At 62.9% G+C, this 17,782-nt stretch carries 16 protein-coding genes; 9 read left to right on the forward strand and 7 right to left on the reverse strand.

Annotated elements, in window-relative coordinates:
• Window positions 1–18: 18 nt before the first annotated feature.
• Both M3484_RS17520 and iolB read left to right on the forward strand, forming a co-directional pair.
• Window positions 19–1,947 (forward strand): bifunctional 5-dehydro-2-deoxygluconokinase/5-dehydro-2-deoxyphosphogluconate aldolase, encoded by a 1,929-nt coding sequence (locus M3484_RS17520; protein ID WP_249498537.1) that lies wholly within the window; start codon window positions 19–21, stop codon window positions 1,945–1,947.
• A gap of 35 nt (window positions 1,948–1,982) precedes the next feature.
• Window positions 1,983–2,780: a 5-deoxy-glucuronate isomerase gene (gene iolB / locus M3484_RS17525; protein ID WP_249498539.1), complete on the forward strand. Its 798-nt coding sequence runs from the start codon at window positions 1,983–1,985 to the stop codon at window positions 2,778–2,780.
• A gap of 60 nt (window positions 2,781–2,840) precedes the next feature.
• On the opposite strand, the gene M3484_RS17530 is transcribed toward iolB, so the two are convergent.
• The 6 genes from M3484_RS17530 to M3484_RS17555 all read right to left on the reverse strand — a co-directional run bounded on the left by M3484_RS17530 (window position 2,841) and on the right by M3484_RS17555 (window position 9,021).
• Window positions 2,841–3,809: a substrate-binding domain-containing protein gene (locus M3484_RS17530; protein ID WP_249498541.1), complete on the reverse strand. Its 969-nt coding sequence runs from the start codon at window positions 3,807–3,809 to the stop codon at window positions 2,841–2,843.
• 24 nt (window positions 3,810–3,833) lie between these two features.
• Window positions 3,834–4,826, reverse strand: a complete 993-nt coding sequence (locus tag M3484_RS17535) for an ABC transporter permease (protein WP_249498543.1) — start codon at window positions 4,824–4,826, stop codon at window positions 3,834–3,836.
• Window positions 4,823–6,367: a sugar ABC transporter ATP-binding protein gene (locus M3484_RS17540; RefSeq protein WP_249498549.1), complete on the reverse strand. Its 1,545-nt coding sequence runs from the start codon at window positions 6,365–6,367 to the stop codon at window positions 4,823–4,825. Before M3484_RS17540 ends, M3484_RS17535 begins: the two co-directional genes overlap by 4 nt.
• Window positions 6,368–6,673: 306 nt before the next feature.
• Window positions 6,674–7,486, reverse strand: coding sequence for a 3-methyl-2-oxobutanoate hydroxymethyltransferase (locus tag M3484_RS17545; protein ID WP_249498550.1), 813 nt, complete (start codon window positions 7,484–7,486; stop codon window positions 6,674–6,676).
• Between the two features lie 30 nt (window positions 7,487–7,516).
• Window positions 7,517–7,828 carry a MocE family 2Fe-2S type ferredoxin gene (locus M3484_RS17550; protein WP_249498551.1) on the reverse strand — a complete coding sequence of 104 codons (312 nt, stop codon included), beginning with the start codon at window positions 7,826–7,828 and terminating at the stop codon, window positions 7,517–7,519.
• Between the two features lie 59 nt (window positions 7,829–7,887).
• Window positions 7,888–9,021 carry a fatty acid desaturase family protein gene (locus M3484_RS17555; protein ID WP_249498552.1) on the reverse strand — a complete coding sequence of 378 codons (1,134 nt, stop codon included), beginning with the start codon at window positions 9,019–9,021 and terminating at the stop codon, window positions 7,888–7,890.
• A gap of 156 nt (window positions 9,022–9,177) precedes the next feature.
• Here M3484_RS17555 and M3484_RS17560 point away from each other — a divergent pair, with 156 nt between their 5' ends.
• From M3484_RS17560 to M3484_RS17590, 7 genes are all read left to right on the forward strand, one after another.
• Complete coding sequence (locus M3484_RS17560) at window positions 9,178–10,218, forward strand: LacI family DNA-binding transcriptional regulator (RefSeq protein ID WP_249498553.1); 1,041 nt, start codon at window positions 9,178–9,180, stop codon at window positions 10,216–10,218.
• 440 nt (window positions 10,219–10,658) lie between these two features.
• A complete protein-coding gene (locus M3484_RS17565; protein ID WP_249498554.1) occupies window positions 10,659–11,768 on the forward strand; it encodes a phytanoyl-CoA dioxygenase family protein in 1,110 nt (369 codons plus the stop codon).
• A gap of 72 nt (window positions 11,769–11,840) precedes the next feature.
• Window positions 11,841–12,785: a sugar ABC transporter substrate-binding protein gene (locus M3484_RS17570; RefSeq protein WP_092902701.1), complete on the forward strand. Its 945-nt coding sequence runs from the start codon at window positions 11,841–11,843 to the stop codon at window positions 12,783–12,785.
• Window positions 12,786–12,847: 62 nt separating this feature from the next.
• Window positions 12,848–13,966: an ABC transporter permease gene (locus M3484_RS17575; RefSeq protein WP_092903099.1), complete on the forward strand. Its 1,119-nt coding sequence runs from the start codon at window positions 12,848–12,850 to the stop codon at window positions 13,964–13,966.
• Window positions 13,966–14,745, forward strand: a complete 780-nt coding sequence (locus M3484_RS17580; protein WP_092902699.1) for an ATP-binding cassette domain-containing protein — start codon at window positions 13,966–13,968, stop codon at window positions 14,743–14,745. The genes M3484_RS17575 and M3484_RS17580 overlap by 1 nt, the downstream gene beginning before the upstream one ends.
• Window positions 14,746–14,754: 9 nt before the next feature.
• Entirely contained in the window at window positions 14,755–15,945 is a 1,191-nt protein-coding gene (locus M3484_RS17585) for a Gfo/Idh/MocA family protein (RefSeq protein ID WP_249498555.1), read from the forward strand.
• Between the two features lie 87 nt (window positions 15,946–16,032).
• Window positions 16,033–16,794, forward strand: a complete 762-nt coding sequence (locus M3484_RS17590; protein WP_249498556.1) for a sulfite exporter TauE/SafE family protein — start codon at window positions 16,033–16,035, stop codon at window positions 16,792–16,794.
• Between the two features lie 14 nt (window positions 16,795–16,808).
• On the opposite strand, the gene M3484_RS17595 is transcribed toward M3484_RS17590, so the two are convergent.
• Window positions 16,809–17,681, reverse strand: coding sequence for a MurR/RpiR family transcriptional regulator (locus tag M3484_RS17595; protein ID WP_249498557.1), 873 nt, complete (start codon window positions 17,679–17,681; stop codon window positions 16,809–16,811).
• Window positions 17,682–17,782 lie beyond the last annotated feature (101 nt).

Below are 17,782 nucleotides of genomic sequence, written 5' to 3' on the forward strand. Positions count from 1 at the left end.
GGGGAGGGGGTTTGTGAGATGACGAAAAAGCTGGACCTCGTGACCATTGGCCGGTCCTCCATCGACCTTTATGGCGGTCAGGCGGGGGGACGGCTGGAAGACATGGGCTCGTTTCAGAAATATGTCGGCGGATCCCCCACCAATATGGCGGTGGGGACGGCGCGGCTGGGGCTGAAATCTGCGCTGATCACCCGGGTCGGCGCTGAACATATGGGCCGGTTCCTGCGCGAAGAGCTGGCGCGCGAAGGCGTCGATACGCGCGGCGTGGTGACCGACCCGGAACGGCTGACGGCGCTGGTTCTGCTGGGGATCCGCGATGAACATCAGTTCCCGCTGATCTTCTACCGCGAAAACTGCGCCGATATGGCGCTGTGCGAGGATGATATCGACGAGGCGCTGATTGCGGATACCCGCGCGGTGGTTGCGACCGGCACCCATCTTTCGCATCCGCGCACCAAGGCGGCGGTGCTGAAGGCGCTGGCTCTGGCCCGCCAGCATGGCGCGCGGGCAGCGCTGGATATCGATTACCGCCCGAACCTCTGGGGTGTAGCGGGCCATGGTGACGGCGAAAGCCGCTTCGTCGAAAGCGCCGAGGTGACGGCGAAACTGCAAACCACGCTGCATCTCTTCGACCTGATCGTCGGGACCGAGGAAGAATTCCACATCGCGGGCGGCTCGACCGATACGATCACCGCTTTGCGCGCGGTCAGGGCGCTGAGCACTGCCACGCTGGTGTGCAAACGGGGTGCGGCGGGGGCGGTGGCGTTCACCGGCCCGGTGCCGGACAGCCTTGATGCGGGCGAGACCGGGCCTGGCTTCCCGATCGAGGTGTTCAACGTGCTGGGCGCGGGTGACGGGTTCATGTCGGGCCTGCTGAAAGGCTGGCTGGATGATGAGAAATGGCCGCGCGCGCTGGAATATGCCAATGCCTGCGGGGCTTTCGCGGTGTCGCGCCATGGCTGTGCGCCGGCCTATCCCTCGCTGGCCGAGCTGGAATTTTTCCTGGGTCGCGGCGTGATCCGGCCGGATCTGAGAAACGACCCGGAACTGGAACAGATCCACTGGTCGACCAACCGCCGCTCCCTGCGGGGTGAGACGCGGGGCAACCCCTGGCGGGACATCCGCGTCTTTGCCTTTGATCACCGGATGCAGCTGGAACAGATGCAAGGCGCGACACCCGCGAAAATAGGCGCCTTCAAAGAGCTGTGCCTTGAGGCCGCACGCGGGGTCCAGGCGGATCGGCCGGGCTATGGCATTCTCTGCGACAACCGGCTTGGCAAAGCGGCGCTGCATGCCTCGGCAGGCACTGGCCTCTGGGTCGGGCGGCCGGTGGAATGGCCGGGCTCGCGCCCCCTGAGCCTCGAGCCCGAGATCGGGGCGGATTACGGCGGTCTGTCGGAATGGCCGCTGGACCATGTCGTCAAGGTTCTGTGTTTCTGCCACCCCGATGACGATGCTGCGACCTGGGCCCGGCAGGAGGATGTCGTGAAGCGTCTTTTCGCTGCGGCGCGACGCAACCGGCTGGAATTCCTGCTGGAGGTGATCCCCTCCAAAGTGGCGCCGGTGGATGACATGACCACGGCCACGATCATCCGCCGCTTCTATGATCTGGGCGTCTTCCCCGACTGGTGGAAGCTTGAACCGATGAAGACGGCCAGGGCCTGGGCCAATGCCGTCGCCGCCATCGGGGAAAACGACCCCAATACGCGCGGCATCGTGATCCTCGGTCTTGATGCGCCCGAGGCCGAACTGGCCGCGAGCTTCCGCGTCGCGGCGGCGCAGCCGCTGGTCCGGGGCTTTGCTGTCGGACGGTCGATTTTCGGCGATGTGGCAAGGTCCTGGATGGAAGGTAAAACAGATGACGCCGGGGCGGTTGCTGACATGACGGCGCGCTACAGCCGGCTGTGTGACATCTGGGATCAGGCAAGGCGCGACAGCGCCGGCTGATGCCCGCGCCTGCGCCAGTGACAGGAATTGTATCCATGAGCCAATTGCAACTGAAACCCTTCGGCACCACGGGCAAGGTGCATCAGGTCACCCCCGCCTCGGCCGGCTGGCGCTATGTCGGCTTTTCGCTCTACCGGCTGCGGCCGGGCGAGACGGCGGCGGAAGCGACGGGCACGGATGAGGTGATCCTGGTTATGGTCGAGGGCAAGGCCGCTTTCACCGCTGCGGGCCAGGACTGGGGTGTGCTTGGCGACCGGATGAATGTCTTTGAAAAGACGCCGCCGCACAGCCTTTATGTGCCGCCGGGGCATGACTGGCGCGCGGTGGCCGAGACCGCCTGTACCATCGCGGTCTGTGCCGCACCCGGCAAGGGCAATTACCCGGCGCGCCGGCTTGGCCCCGATGGCATTACCCTGACCGAGCGCGGATCGGGCTGCAATCTGCGGCTCGTGAACAATATCGCGATGGAGATGCATGACGTCTGTGACAGCCTGCTGGTGACCGAGGTCTATACTCCCGCCGGCAACTGGTCGTCCTATCCCAGCCATCGCCATGACGAGGACGATTTCCCCCGCATCACCTATCTGGAAGAGACCTATTACCACCGGCTGAACCCTGGCGATGGCTTCGCCTTTCAGCGTGTTTATACCGATGACGGGCAGTTTGATGAGGTGATTGCGGTGAAGGATGGCGATGTGGTGCTGGTCCCGCGCGGCCATCACCCCTGCGGCGCACCCCATGGGTTCGAGCTTTACTACCTCAACGTCATGGCAGGCCCGCGCCGCAATTGGCGCTTCGTGGCGGATCCGGCTGTCGAATTCCTCATGAAGTGATGCGATGGCAACGAAAAAGGGCGCGGGAAAGATCCCGCGCCCTTTGCGTTTCGGACAGGTTCAGTAGGGGCTGTCGGGGAAGTAATACTCCGCCGCGTTCTCAGCGGTGATCAGCGGGCTGTCGAGCGTGTAGATGCCATGAACCGGCGATTGCACCGCGTAGCGCGCGGCAGTGACCGAGATTGCCGGGATGATCAGGGTCGGCGGGTAGAAGATATCTGCGTCGATCAGCGCGTCGCCATCCATGATCTGTTTGATCACCCGGTTCATCCCCGATCCCCCCAGCAGCTTCATGCCTTCTGCGCGGCCGGCCTGTTCGATAGCCGCCTTGGCGCCAAGCGCTGCATCATCGTCACCGGCCCAGACCCCGTCGATTTCGGGGAAACGGGTGAGGAAATCCTGCATCACTTCGAACCCCTTATCGGGGTTCCAGTTGGCATATTGCATGTCGAGAACTTCGATCCCCGACCCTTCAAGCGCGGCATTGAAGGCCTCGATGCGGATATTGTCGATGGCGGTCGGAATGCCGCGCATGACGACGATCTTGCCGCCATTGGGCAGCTTGCCCCTGAAGTAATCGGCAGCGATTTTGCCATATTGCGGATTGTTGCCGCCGACATAGAGATCTTCGACGCCCGGCTCTGACAGGCCACGGTCAACGGCGGTGATAAAGATGCCACGGGCCTTGGCCGCTTTGACCGGCTCGGTCAGCGGATCGCTTTCCATCGGCAGGATCACCAGCGCATTGATGCCCTGGGCGATCAGGTCTTCAACATTGTTCACCTGGGCCTGGACGTCGCCGGCGGTGGTCACCACGAAATCAAGCTGCGGGAAGGCGGCCTGCAGCGATTTGACGGTGCGCTCGGTATGGTAGTTCAGGCCGCCGGTCCAGCCATGGGTGGCGGCCGGGATCGCGATGCCGATTTTCGCGACTTTCTCTTGTGCGCGGGCGGGCATGGCGGCCAGCGGCAGCGCCATGCCCGCAGCCGATGCCACCAGCATATTGCGGCGGGAAAGTTGGGCTTTCATTGAGGTCTCCTCCGGTTGAAAAACTCAGATGCCGCTGCGCCTGCGTTGCAGCAGGACGGCGATGACGATGATGGTGCCCTGGAAGGCGCCATTCAGATGCGGGCTGAAATACGAGGTGAGGTTGAGGATATTGGCCACGAGGCCAAGGATCAGCACGCCGACCACCGTGCCCCAGACGCGGCCAAAACCGCCTGCCAGCGCAGTGCCGCCGATGATGACGGCGGCAATTGCCTCCAGCTCCCACAACATGCCGGTCGAGGGCGTGACGGCACCAAGGCGCGGCACATAGATCAGCGTCGCCAGCCCGACGCAGGCGCCTTGCAGCACATAGGTCGCGAGCCGCACCCCATTCACCGGGATCGCGGAATAGCGCGAGACATCCGGGTTCGAGCCGATGGCGGTGACATGGCGGCCAAAGCGCATCCGGGTCATGACGAATTCGCCCAGAGCCGCCAGCACCGCGAAGATGATCACCGGCACCGGGATCCCCAGCACGGCGCCATAGTACAACCCGCGCCCGGCATCGCGCAGTGCGAAATCGAGCGAGATCGAGCCGCCATCCGACATCCAGGTCACCAGCGAGCGCATGATGCCCATGGTGCCAAGGGTGACGATGAAGGCTTCGATCCGGGCAAACACCACCAGCGAGCCATTCAGAAGCCCCGCCAGCATCCCGATCACCAGCGCGAGGGTCATGCCGGTGACCAGCGCCGCCATCGGCGACATATGGGCGAGAAACCAGTTCATCCCCATGATGCCCAGCCCCGCGACCAGCGCGGCCATGGCCCCGACCGACAGGTCAAGCCCGCGCGCGGTGATCACAAAAGTCGCGCCGATCGCGATGATCCCGATGATCGAGGACCGGGTCAGCACATTGAGGACATTCTCGGTCGTCAGAAAGGTTTCGCTGGACAGGGCGCCGAGGATCACCAGCAGGATCAGCGCGATCAGCGGCCCGAGCTGGCCAATCCTCTGGCGCAGCGGCGTAGCGGCGGGATCGAGGGTTGCGTCGCTCATGCGGGGATTTCCTTTTCTGAAACGGTGGAAAGGCCAAGGCCGAGGCGCAGGATATCGGCCTCGCTCACCTGGCCGCCCTCGGGCTGGCGGATGGTGCCGGCGATGCGGCCGCGATCCATGACGAGGATGCGATGGGCCAGGCCGATCAGCTCGGGGAGTTCTGATGAGATCACGACGACGGCGCGGCCTTCGGCGGCGAGCCCGGCAATCAGCCGGTAGATCTGGGCTTTCGCACCGATATCGACCCCGCGGGTCGGCTCGTCGAGGATGACGATGCCCGGCTGGCTTGCCAGCGTTTTCGCCAGCAGCAGTTTCTGCTGGTTGCCCCCCGAGAGCCGCCCCGCCGGGATCAGCGGATTGGCCGAGCGGATGTCAAATGTCTCGCGCGCCTTCGCATAGCGCGCGCGCTCGCCCGCGGGATCAAGCAGCGGCCCGCCTGACAGGGCACCCAGCGTCAGATCGGCATTGACGATCTGGCTGGCCTCAAGCAGCAGGCCCCGGCTTTTGCGATCCTCGGTCAGATAGGCGATGCCCTTCGCCCAGGCCTCGCGGCTTTTCGGCAGCGCGCGCGTTTCGCCGCGCAGGGTGAAACGGCGCGCCCGGGCGGGGCGCAGACCAACAAGGCCCTCGAACATCTCGGTGCGGCCCGATCCGACGAGGCCGGCCACGCCGAGGATCTCGCCCGGATGCAGGGCAAAACCCGCATCCCGTATCGGGGTACCGATCTCGCGCGGAACTTCCAGCCCCTCGACCTCCAGCACCGGTGCGGCGACAGGCGCCGGGCTGCGGGGCAGGAAGAGGTCGGAGATCTCGCGCCCGACCATGGCGGTCGCGATGTCATGTTCCGAGACGTCGGCAGTGGGGCGTTCCATCGTAATGGTGCCATCGCGCAGAACCGTGACCCGGTCGGCGATCTCGCGGACCTCGTCCAGCCGGTGCGAGGTGAAGATCACCGCGCCACCTGCCGCGCGGAAGGCGCGGATGCGGTCAAAGAGCGCGGCAGTCTCCTCGCGGCCCAGAACGGCGGTGGGTTCATCCATCAGCAACAGTGCGGGGCCTGCGCCAAAGGCCTTGGCGAGTTCAACCACCTGCCAGCTTGCCACCGGCAGATCGCGCATCGCGGCCTCGGGGTGGATACTCGCGCGCAAAAGCTTCAGCGCGGCTGCGGCCTGGTCGCGCATTTTTCGGCGATTGACCACGCCGAACCGGCCAGGCTCGCGCCCGAGATGGATATTTTCGGCGACATTCATATCAGGGATCAGCGCGAATTCCTGGTGGACAAGCGTGATGCCCATCGTTTCCGCGCGGTGCAGATCGGCGGGAACCGGATTGCCCTGCCAGTGGACCGTTCCCGAACCCGGCGCCTGATAGCCGCCGATGATCCGCATGAGGGTCGATTTTCCGGCGCCATTCTCGCCTGCCAGCGCCACGACCTCACCCGGTCGCACGGTGAGATTGATGCCCGCAAGCACCCGGTTCGGCCCGTAGAAATGTGTAACATTGCGGATTTCAAGCCCGCCGCCCGTCGCAGATCGCTTCATATCCTACCCTTTCTCCCGGACCGGAGCCCAAGCCGGGGCCCGACCCGCAAAGACGCGCCGCCAACCTGCCGCCGCGGCTCAGCGGGCAGCTTTCACCGGCGCAAGAGGCAGAGCCTTTCGCGCTGAGATCAGGTCTTTGATGCAATCCCCCCGGATATCAGAGCGGCGGTGGCTTCCCGGCACACAGCCGTTTCTGACAGCACCGGCATATCAAGATCTGCGGGAAATGCAATACGGATTGCCAATGACATATGTTGGCAATCGGTAATTGCGGTGCAGGCTCAGACAAGTCAGGGCTGCAAGATGTCACAACCCGACCGCCGCACGGAAGGCGGCAAGTTCGGCCTCGTTATCGATGACATTGTGATGTGGGGCGGGATAGGCGCCCTTGTTCACATCCGCGACAAATTCGCGGAAGGCCGCAATGCGTTCCTCTTGCAGCCGCGCGAATTCGGCGGCGAAATTGCGGTAGCTTTTGGCGTGGCGCGGCTTATGACCCTGGGTATAGCCCAGCACATCTTCGGCAAAGAGATATTGCGCATCGGCATAGGGGCCCGCCCCCATCCCGAGCATGACCAGCGGGGAATGCCGGGTGATGATCCGGGCCACCTCGACCGGGACCACCTCAAGTTCGGCACCGAAACAACCGATCTCTTCCAGCCGTTTGACGTGATCCCAGACCGCACGGGCGCTGGCGGCGGTCTTGCCGACCGCGCGGAAGCCCCCGGTCCAGGTCGCTTGCGACGGGATCAGCCCGACATGGCCGACGACCGGCACGTGGTTGTCACAAAGCGCTTTCTGGATCTGCAAAGACGCCGCGCAATAAAAGCAATCGCCGCCGATTTTGGTGAAATGAAAAGCGGTGCGCAGGTAATCCTCGGCGGTCACCAGATCTCCGGCGGGGCCATAGGGCAGGCCGATCTGCACAAAGCAGTCGCCTGCCGCCTCACGCATCCCGGGCGTGAAATACTGCCCCTCGATCGACAGGAGGTCGACCCCCGCCGCCGCTGCCGCCGCCGCCTCATCCGGCGTGGTGACGAACAGCATCGAGAGCTTGCGCCCCTGTGCCTTCATCGCGCGGATATCGGCAACCGTCGGTCTTGTGCTTTTCTGAACCATGATGTCCCCCGGGGATTTCTGTGGGTGATCTCAGTCGATCAGGATTTCGACCTGGCCGTTTTCAACCCGGGTCTGCCAGGTGTTGAGGTTCTTGCAGGCCGGCAGCCGCACCGCCTCGCCACTCCGATAGTCGAACTGGCCGTTATGTTTGGGGCATTCGACGACGTAATCCATCACCAGCCCATCGGCGAGATGGATCGCCTCATGGGTGCAAAAGCCATCAGTGCAGAAATAATCATCATCGGGGCTGCGATAGATCGCATAGCTGCGACCGGCGTGATCCCAGCGGATCAGGTCTTCGTTGTCGATGTCATCGGCAGAACAGGCGGCAATCCAGGGCATGTCTTCTCCTTCGGAGATATCTGGCAATCGGGCGGGATGGGAGCAGGTGTCCGGCAGGGCTATTCGGCGGCAATCGGGCGCGCCTGCGCGTCATAGCCTGCGATGCCGGGGGTGGGGGCGCCAGGTTCCAGATCGCCGTGATATTCGGCGCGGTAGGGCTGGGCGCTGGCCGGAAGCTCGCGCTTGACGAACCAGTCCGGGTTCTTGAACTGGCGGATCAGGGTCGGGATGATCTCGCGATAGGCCGAAAGGATCGAGGGATGCGCGGGCGGCATGTCATGTTTCACCAGCTCATGCATCCGGGGCAGGGCGTGATAGGGCACCATCGGGAACATGTGATGTTCGACATGGAAATTCATGTTCCAGTAAATGAAGCGCGAGATGGGGTTCACATAGACGGTGCGCGAATTCAGCCGGTGGTCGAGCACATTTTCCGCCAGCCCCAGATGCTGCATGTAGCCGGTCATCACCATATGCCAGCTGCCAAAAAGGATCGGCAGACCTACGACCATGAAGGGCAGGATCGACTGCATCCACCAGGCCAGCGCCGCGACGCCCAGATAGATCACGGCCCAGCTGCGGGCGATCAGGAAGGCGCGTTTGCGTTCGGGTTCCGGCACGAAGGATTTCGTGGTTTCCGGCATATAGCCGGCGATCAGCTGCAGCGTGGTTTTTGCATTGCCCCAAAGCTCGAATATTCCGAAGAAATTCAGGATCAGCCGGGCGACGACCGCCGGGCGCATCGCGATGATCTCGGGGTCATGGCCGACGATGATCGTGTCGGTGTGGTGGCGGGTATGGCTCCATCGCCAGGTCACCGGATTGCGCATCATACAAAAGCAGGCGACATGATAAACCGCATCATTCATCCAGCGCGTCCTGAAGGCCGTGCCATGGCCGCATTCATGCCAGCGACTGTCCATGGCCGAGGCATAGAGCACGCCGTAAATCAGCCAGAAGGGTGCGGACCACCAGGAGGGCCAGAGCCAGATGCCCATTGCCGCCGAGGCGATCATCACGCCAAACAGGATGATCGTGTCGCGGATCGCGGGCTGATCCGACCGTGTCATCAGCTCTTTCATCACCTTGCGTGGCAGGTCGGTATGATACCACTGGGCAGAGACAAGGCCGATCTCCTCGGCCAGCCTGGCATCGCGCCCGAGCAGCGCGTAATCGCGGTTGGTATGGCTCATAACGTGATTCCCCTCCGGTACAGCGACGGTCTCTGATCTCAGACCTGTGGCCTCTCCCGATGGTATTGCAACGAAAATTGCCGGTTTTCGGATTCGTTTATTGCAATTCACATCAGAATGGTGATGGGTAATGATGGTTTTTGATGGATTTTATCGATGCGCAAACGTGTGACAATCACCGATCTCGCCCAGGCTGCGGGGGTGTCCACCGCCACGATCGACCGGGTGCTGAACGGTCGCAGTACGGTGAGGCGGGCGACGGCGGTGCATGTGCTCGAAATCGCCCGCGAGATGGGATTTCATGCCGCGCCGTTGCTGGAGAAACGCCTGATCGGCGCGCAGGAGAGCCTGACCATCGGCCTGGTGCTTTTGCCGACCGAGCCGGACTTCTATCGCCAGTTCCAGGCCGAGGCTGAAGCGGCAGCCCTTGCTGAAACCGGGCTGCGGCTGCGTATCGTGACCGAATATGCCGCCAATTCCAGCCCTGCCGCCACCATTGCCGCGCTGGAACGGCTTGCCCCAAAGGTCCAGGCGATTGGGCTCGTCGCCGTGGATCATCCGCGCGTGACCGAGGCGGTGGCCGATCTGCGTGCCGCAGGCATCCCGGTGATCGCGCTTTTATCCGACCTCGCCCAGGGGGTGCGTCATGCCTATCTGGGGGTCAATAATCTCAAGGTCGGGCGGGTGGCAGCGGCGATGCTGGCGCGGGGCGTTCCCAAAGGGGCAGGGGGCGCGCTCGCGCTGTTTGTCGGCGGCCAGCTCTGGCATGGGCATGAGCTGCGCGAGACCGGGTTTCGCAGCTATATCCGCCGCGAGCGGCCGGATCTGGTCCTGCTCGACACCCAGGTCAATCTCGACACGGATGATCTGACCTATGAAGCGGCGATTGCGCTGATGGCACGGCATAAATCGCTTTGTGGCATCTATTGCTGCGGCGGCGGGCGAAATGGCGTGATCCGCGCCGTACGGGAAGAGCGCCGCCATGGCGAGATCGATGTGATTGCCAATGAACTGACCGAGACCACCAGGCGCGCGATGGCCGAGGGGATTGTCTCGCTCGTGATCGACACGCCATTGCGCGAGATCTGCACCACGCTGGTCACTCTTGCCCGTCAGGCGGTCAAAGGCGAGGCGGCAGCGGAGGGGCAGGCACAGGTTTTCCTGCCGATGCGGCTGATCCTGCCCGAGAGTATCTGACAGCTGCAGGTTGCAATGGGCCCTGCGCCCGCTGTCAGGATGCAGGTCTGAGAGAGCTTTGCGGCGGATCGAATCAAAGATCGGGGCCTGGCGGCGGCAATTTTCTGCAAGGAAAATTGCAAGTCCGCAATCGGAGCAGCCACTACTGCCCCGGGGGCAGGGTGCTCCGGATTTTTCAATATAGTACAAATAATACAAATAGATAAGTAAATTTTTCAGGTCAAAACCCCGCCCGCGCGGCAGATAGATCTGTCGGGATCAGGGCAGATTTCTGAATTATAGGTTGACACACTCAAATTTCTGCAATCAATATTGCCAAAGTATTCAGGTTGCAATTTTACAAAAGCAGACAACCGGCATCGCGTCAGGGCGCGGGGCCGGCATGGTCGGCTGATGTCCTGCCACCTGATCCGACAGGTCGACGATGAAGGGAGAGCATCGTGAAGGATTTGGTCCCCGAGATCAGTCTTGAAGAGTTTCGCGCTCAGGTGGAGACGGTGACCACCATTGCGCATTGCCCCTCGGCCATTGCGATTGAAAAGAACATTCCGATCTATGATGGCGCGCGTGTCAGCGCCGGGATCTCGCGCGAATGGGCGCGGGTGATCGGCGAAGGTGCCGGCGTTTTCGTGGTTAAAAACGCCTTTGCCGACAAAGGTGCGATTGATGCGGCCTCGGACGCGTTCCGCGCCATCATCGCGCACGAACGTGCGGCCGGCGTCGCGGCCGGCGACCATTTCGCCAAAGCCGGCGCCAATGACCGGATCTGGAACAGCCTGCAAAAGCTCTGCCTGCATGATCCGGCGGTTTATGCGCGCTATATGGCCAATCCGGTGATCGACATTGCCTGCCGCGCCTGGCTTGGGCCGGGCTATCAGATCGCGACCCAGGTGAACCAGGTCCGCCCCGGCGGTAAGGCACAGGCCCCGCATCGCGACTATCACCTCGGTTTCATGTCGCCTGAGCAGATGGCGGACTATCCCGATCATATCCATGCCACCGGCCCGACGCTGATCCTGCAGGGCGGTGTCGCGCATTGCGATATGCCGGTGGAAAGTGGCACCACGAAACTGCTGCCGCATTCGCAGCGTTTCCTGCAGGGCTATATTGCCGCCACCCGGCCCGCGTTCCGTGAGTATTTCGAAGAGCATCACGTTCAGCTGCCGCTGGAAAAGGGTGATGCTATCTTTTTCAGCCCGGCCCTGTTCCATGCGGCGGGCGAAAACAAGACCTCTGACGTCGTGCGGATGGTCAACCTGATCCAGACCGCCAGCGCCTTTGCCCGCCATATGGAGGCAATTGACCGCACCGCGATGTGCCGCGCCGTTTTCCCGCATCTCGCAGCGCTTTCGCCCGAGGGGCGGCATGCGGTGATCGCGGCCACGGCGGATGGTTATCCCTTCCCGACCAATCTCGACACCGATCCGCCGATTGGCGGTCTCGCGCCGCCGACGCAGCAGGATCTGCTGGCCCAGGCTGTGGCCGAGGCGTGGGATGCGGCAAAGCTCGACGCAGCGCTGGACGCGCAGGAGGCAAAACGCCGACCCTAGCACCCGACAAACCAGAATCCGCCATGGCTTCCGGCGGTCACAGAGGGAAGCCGCAAAGGGAGGACTACCATAATGAAATCAATGCTGAGATCGGTCGCCATCGGGGCGGTTCTTGCGGTGACCGCTATGGTCAGCTCTGCAAAGGCAGAGGGCGAGCAATTCGTCTGGATCAGCCATGGCCCGGACAGCGACAGCTGGTTCAACGTGATCAAGAATGCGATCAAGGTCACCAATGAACAGATGGGTGTGAACACCGAATACCGTAACCCCGCGACCGGCGACCTCGCCGATATGGCGCGGATCGTGCAGCAGGCCGCCGCCGCCGATGTCGACGGCATCATCGTCACCATCGCCGACTACAATGTGCTGGAAGGCCCGATCAAAGACGCCGTCGCCAAGGGGATTCCGGTCGTCACCGTGAATTCGGGCACCGTCGAGGAAAGCAAGAAACTTGGCGCGCTGCTCCATGTTGGTCAGCCGGAATATGAGGCGGGTCTCGGCGCAGGCGAGCGCGCGAAAGAGGCCGGGATCACCACCTTCCTTTGCGTCAACCACTATATCACCAACCCGCAATCGGTCGAACGCTGCCGTGGCTTTGCTGACGGGATCGGCCAGGAACTGGGCAGCCAGATGATCGATTCCGGCATGGACCCGTCGGAAGTCGCCAATAAGGTCAAAGCCTATCTGACCGCGAACCCCGATACCGGCGCGATCCTGACCCTTGGCCCGAACTCGGCCGAGCCGTCGATCCGCGCGGTGAAAGAACTCGGCCTTGATGGCGAGATCTATTTCGGCACCTTTGACCTGTCATCGGAAATCTCGGCCGGGATCAAAGACGGAACCATCAATTTCGCCATCGACCAGCAGCCCTTCCTGCAAGGCTCGGTGCCGATCCAGGTGCTGACGGCCTATGTCCGCTACGGCGTGGCACCGTCGAACTCGGTTTTCACGGGGCCGGGCTTCGTCACCAAAGAGAATATCGATTTCGTCGAGTCGCTCGCCGGCGAATATCGCTGACCTGGTGCAAGGGCCGGGGCACATAACGCACCCGGCCCGTTTTACCTGTGGGGATTATCCAAATGACAGAAGCCGTCCAGGCTCATAAAGACGAGCGCGTCAAAACCGTCTCGCCCTGGCGCCGCGCGCTGATCCGGCCTGAACTGGGCGGCATCTGCGGCACCGTCCTTGTCTTCCTGCTTTTCGGGGCCATTGCCGGCGATTCCGGCATGTTCCGGGCCGAAGGTATCATGAACTGGACCGTGGTTTCCGCGCAGTTCATGATCATTGCGGTCGGCGCCTGCCTGTTGATGATCGCAGGCGAATTCGACCTCTCGACCGGCTCTATGATCGGCTTTTCCGGCACGGTCATGGCGATCCTGTCGGTGCATATGGGCTGGCCGCTTTGGGCGGCGATCCTGTTCACTTTTGCCTTTTGCATGCTGATCGGGGCGTTGAATGGCTGGCTCGTGGTCAAGACCGGGCTGCCTTCGTTCATCGTGACGCTCGCATTCCTCTTCATCCTGCGGGGCCTGACCATCTGGGGCTCGGTCTATTTCACCCGCCAGACCATCATTGGCGGCGTAGCCGAAAAAGCCCAGGGCGACTGGCTGGCGCCGGTCTTTGGCGGCAAGATCCTGACCGGGTTTTTCAGCTGGATGGGCGAGGCGGGCTGGATTGCAACTTTTACCCGTGGCTCGCGTGCCGGGCAGCCGGTGGTTGACGGAATTCCGATGCTGATCGTCTGGGCGCTGGCGCTGGTCATCCTTGGCCATCTGCTGCTGACCCGCACCAAATTCGGCAACTGGATCTTTGCTGCCGGCGGTGATGCCCAGGCCGCACGCTATGTCGGCGTGCCGGTGAACCGGGTCAAGATCTCGATGTTCATGTTCTCGGCCTTTTGCGCCTGTGTTTTCGCCACCTGCCAGGTGATGGAATTCGGCTCGGCCGCGGCGGATCGCGGCATGCTGAAAGAGTTTGAGGCAATCATCTGTGTGGTGATCGGGGGGGCGCTTCTGACCGGCGGTTACGGATCGGTGATCGGCGCAGCACTTGGGGCGGTGATCTTCGGGGTCGTGCAACAGGGTCTGTTCTTCGCCAATGCCGAAAGCTCGCTCTTCCGCGTCTTCCTCGGGGCGATCCTTTTGGTCGCCGTGATCATGAACACCTATATCCGCCGCATCATCACGGGAGAACGCTGATGACGACTCCAATCGTGGAAATGCGCAATATCAAGAAGCATTTCGGCCATGTGATCGCGCTGAACGGGGTGTCCTTCGACGTCACGGCTGGCGAATGCCATTGTCTGCTGGGCGATAACGGCGCCGGGAAATCGACCTTCATCAAGACGATGTCGGGCGTGCACCGCCCGTCCTCGGGCACGATGGTGATCGAAGGCAAACCCATTACGTTTGAATCCCCGCGTGACGCGATGGGTGCCGGGATCGCCACCGTCTACCAGGACCTCGCGATGATCCCGCTGATGTCGGTCGTGCGCAACTTCTGGATGGGGCGCGAGCCGGAGAAAGGCATCTGGCCCTTCCGAAATCTCGATATGAAAAAGGCCGAAGAGGTCACCATGTCCGAGATGAAGAAGATGGGGATCAACCTGCGCGGCCCCGATCAGGCGGTGGGCACCCTTTCCGGGGGGGAACGTCAGACCGTCGCCATTGCCCGCGCCGTCTATTTTGGCGCGAAGGTGCTGATCCTGGACGAGCCAACCTCGGCTCTGGGCGTGCGCCAGACCGCGAATGTGCTTGGCACCATTGACCGGGTCAGAAAGCAGGGCATCGGCGTTGTCTTCATCACCCATAACGTACGCCATGCGATGGCGGTGGGGGATCGTTTCACCGTGCTGAACCGGGGCCAGACTTTGGGCACCGCGACCAAGGGCGATGTCGATGCCGCGCGGCTGCAGGATATGATGGCAGGCGGGCAGGAACTGGCCGAACTGGAATCCTCGCTCGGCGGCACGATTTAAGGAAAAGCGATGAGCTTTACGGACAGAAGCAATCTGCGTCAGCCCCCTCTGGGGCGGCGCCTTCGCCTTGGCTTTGTGGGCGGCGGGCGCGGCGGGCTTGTGGGCAGCTGGCATTTCTCGGGCGCCCGCCTGTCCAACCATTTTGACGTTGTGGCAGGGGCGCTGTCGTCGCGCCCCGAAAATGCAGCGCTCTCGGCGGCGGATTGGGTGATTCCGGCGGATCGCAGCTATACCGATTACCGCGAAATGGCCCGGGCCGAGGCTGCCCGCCCGGATGGCATCGACGCGGTCGCGATCTGCACCCCGAATGACAGCCATGCGGCGGTGGCGATTGCCTTTCTCGAGGCCGGGATCGATGTGATCCTTGATAAGCCAATGACGGCGATGCTTGCGGAAGCCGAGGCGCTTGTCGCGGTGCAAAAGCGCACCGGCATCAGCCTGACCATGACCTATCCTTTCTCGCATCACGCGATGGTGCGGCAGGCCCGCGCTTTGGTCGATGAAGGCGCGCTTGGTCGCATCACGCAGGTGCATGTCGAATATCTCCAGGACTGGAACCTGGCGGCGCAAACCCCGGATGGCGCGCCCTGGCGGCAGGATCCGAAACGGGTGGGCCGAAGCTCGATCGTGGGGGATATCGGCACCCATGCCTATCACCTGCTGCACAGCGTGACGGGGCTGGATGTCGCCCGCCTGCGCGCGGATATGTTCGTCTGTGGGGGCGCGAAACCGCAGCCGGACACTGCCCATATCGGGCTGAAACTCAGCAATGGCGCGCCGGCGACGATGCAGCTTTCCAATGCGGCGGTCGGGCAATATTGCGCGCTGCGGATCCGGGTCTGGGGCGACAAGGGCGCGCTGAACTGGGATCAGGAGAAACCCGAAGAGCTGCGCTTCACGCCAGCGGAGGCCGAGGAACGCATTTTCCGCCGGGGCGCGGCCCAGGGCATCCGCGGAGCCGCCGAAGCGCTGATCCATCTGCCGCGCGGCCATGGCGAGACCCTGACGGATGCCTGGGCCAATCTTTACGCCGAGGCCGGGATTGTGATTGCCGCCCGCCGCTCGGGGCGCGATCTGGGCCAGGCCCTGACGCGGCTTTCCGGGGTCGAAGACGGGCTCAGAGGCATGGATTTTGTCGAGGCCTGCGCCGACAGCCATGAGGCAGGCGGCATCTGGACCCAAATGGCGGATCGTGACTGATCCGCCGCTTGCATGTGGCCTGCTCCCCGGTCACGTGATGGCCCGGCGTTCCCCCGCGCCGGGCCAGGCTTTTGATATGGTGACGAAATGCCGATCCTTGAGACGCCTGCCGCGCTGATTGCCACTCTGGTCGCGGTTATCCTTGTCGGGCTGTCAAAGGGGGGGCTGGGCGGCATGAGCCTGCTGGGGGTCCCGGTCATGGCGATGGTGATGTCGCCGGTGACGGCGGCCGCGATCCTGCTTCCGGTGCTGGTGGTGATGGATATGGTCAGCGTTGCGAACTGGCGCAAATGGGTCGACTGGCGGCTGATTGCTCTGTTCATGCCCGGGGCACTGGCGGGGATCGGCATTGGCTGGTTCACCGCCGAGATGGTCTCGGATGCCGTCGTGCGGCTGATCGTGGGTCTGGTGTCTGCCGCTTTCGTGCTGCGTGTCCTTGGCCAGCATCTGATGCGGCGCGAGGTGCAGCCGCGCGGACGGCGTCCGCTCCAGGCGCAGGTCTGGGCCGGAATCGCGGGCTATACCAGCTTTGTCGCCCATGCCGGCGCGCCGCCTTTGCAGATCTATATGATGCCGCTGAAGCTGGATCCGAAACTGTACACCGGCACGCTGGTGATGTTCTTCGCGATCACCAATGCGCTGAAACTGATCCCTTATCTCGCACTGGGCCAGTTTGGGGCCGAAAACCTCATGGCCTCGGCGCTGCTTTTGCCGCTTGCGGTTGTCTCGACCTGGGTGGGGGCCTGGTCGGTCCGGCGGATGCGGGCTGATATCTTTTATCTGCTGACCTATGCCTCGGTCGCCCTGGTCGCGGTCAAGCTGATCCGGGACGGGCTGGCGGGGATATAGATCAGGGGGGGGTTTCAGGTTCCCGTTACGATCGGGATACGGGGCGCCTCGACATTTTGTTGCACCCGCGCCGCCACGGCGACGGTCAGCGCCTGCGCCAGACACATCGGTGCCGCCAGCGAGCGTGAGAAAGTATAATCATGTTCCGGCACCGGAAAGAGCACGGTCGCCGATTTCGCCAGCGGTGACAGGGTGCTGTCCGAGATCGCCACGATCCCCACGCCGCGCGCGCCCGCCTCTTCGACGATGGACACGACCTCTTTCGCGTAAAACCGGAACGAGACCGCCATCAGCACATCCCTGGGCCCCATGGTCCGCGCGACATAGGTCGACAGCCCGCCCGCCGAATCCAGAAGGATGCAGCGTTTTCCGATCATGGTCAGCTGGTAGCGCATCAGCTCCACCACCGGGAGAGAGCGCATCTGACCCACAAGGTAAACCGTCTCGGCCTCCTGGAAGAGGGTCGCGGCATGGACCAGATCTTCCTGGCGGATATCGTTCAGCATTTCCTGCAGCGAGGCGATATCGCGCACCACCAGATCGCTGAGGAAGCTCAGCTCAGAGCGCCCGCCCGAGGTATGCAGCTCGGTTTCCAGCAGTTTGACCCGGGCCTCGAACCCCGGCGCAGCGGTTGCAAGGCGGCGCTGGAACAGTGCCTGTAACTCTTTGAAACCCTTATATCCCAGGGCCTGGGCAAAGCGCACAAAGCTGGACGCATGGATGCCACAGCGCTCGGCAATCGCATTGACCGATTGCACCGCGACTTCATTGGGGTTCTGGGTCAGGAAAACCGAGATCCGCTGATAGGTCTTGCTCATCTGATCATGGCGCTCATGGATGAGGCGGATCAGCTCTTCATAGTCTTTCGGCGGCGTCATATCGGTCATGCGGTGGTCTCCCTCCGGTATTTTGCAACAGGTTTTGCAAAAATCCAAGAGCCATTGCAGATCCGGGCGCCGCGATGTGGGGCCCCGACCACAGCCGGGAC

Origin of the sequence: Pseudomonas sp. GX19020 (assembly GCF_023371075.1) — a bacterium.
In the GTDB taxonomy this organism is placed as follows: Bacteria; Pseudomonadota; Alphaproteobacteria; order Rhodobacterales; family Rhodobacteraceae; genus Pseudogemmobacter.

Excerpts from the sequence above, each read along its gene's own strand:
- M3484_RS17520 (WP_249498537.1), top strand. The coding sequence starts at position 19 with ATGACGAAAAAGCTGGACCTCGTGACCATTGGCCGGTCCTCCATCGAC.
- iolB (WP_249498539.1), top strand. The coding sequence starts at position 1,983 with ATGAGCCAATTGCAACTGAAACCCTTCGGCACCACGGGCAAGGTGCAT.
- M3484_RS17530 (WP_249498541.1), bottom strand. The coding sequence starts at position 3,809 with ATGAAAGCCCAACTTTCCCGCCGCAATATGCTGGTGGCATCGGCTGCG.
- M3484_RS17535 (WP_249498543.1), bottom strand. The coding sequence starts at position 4,826 with ATGAGCGACGCAACCCTCGATCCCGCCGCTACGCCGCTGCGCCAGAGG.
- M3484_RS17540 (WP_249498549.1), bottom strand. The coding sequence starts at position 6,367 with ATGAAGCGATCTGCGACGGGCGGCGGGCTTGAAATCCGCAATGTTACA.
- M3484_RS17545 (WP_249498550.1), bottom strand. The coding sequence starts at position 7,486 with ATGGTTCAGAAAAGCACAAGACCGACGGTTGCCGATATCCGCGCGATG.
- M3484_RS17550 (WP_249498551.1), bottom strand. The coding sequence starts at position 7,828 with ATGCCCTGGATTGCCGCCTGTTCTGCCGATGACATCGACAACGAAGAC.
- M3484_RS17555 (WP_249498552.1), bottom strand. The coding sequence starts at position 9,021 with ATGAGCCATACCAACCGCGATTACGCGCTGCTCGGGCGCGATGCCAGG.
- M3484_RS17560 (WP_249498553.1), top strand. The coding sequence starts at position 9,178 with ATGCGCAAACGTGTGACAATCACCGATCTCGCCCAGGCTGCGGGGGTG.
- M3484_RS17570 (WP_092902701.1), top strand. The coding sequence starts at position 11,841 with ATGAAATCAATGCTGAGATCGGTCGCCATCGGGGCGGTTCTTGCGGTG.
- M3484_RS17575 (WP_092903099.1), top strand. The coding sequence starts at position 12,848 with ATGACAGAAGCCGTCCAGGCTCATAAAGACGAGCGCGTCAAAACCGTC.
- M3484_RS17580 (WP_092902699.1), top strand. The coding sequence starts at position 13,966 with ATGACGACTCCAATCGTGGAAATGCGCAATATCAAGAAGCATTTCGGC.
- M3484_RS17585 (WP_249498555.1), top strand. The coding sequence starts at position 14,755 with ATGAGCTTTACGGACAGAAGCAATCTGCGTCAGCCCCCTCTGGGGCGG.
- M3484_RS17590 (WP_249498556.1), top strand. The coding sequence starts at position 16,033 with ATGCCGATCCTTGAGACGCCTGCCGCGCTGATTGCCACTCTGGTCGCG.
- M3484_RS17595 (WP_249498557.1), bottom strand. The coding sequence starts at position 17,681 with ATGACCGATATGACGCCGCCGAAAGACTATGAAGAGCTGATCCGCCTC.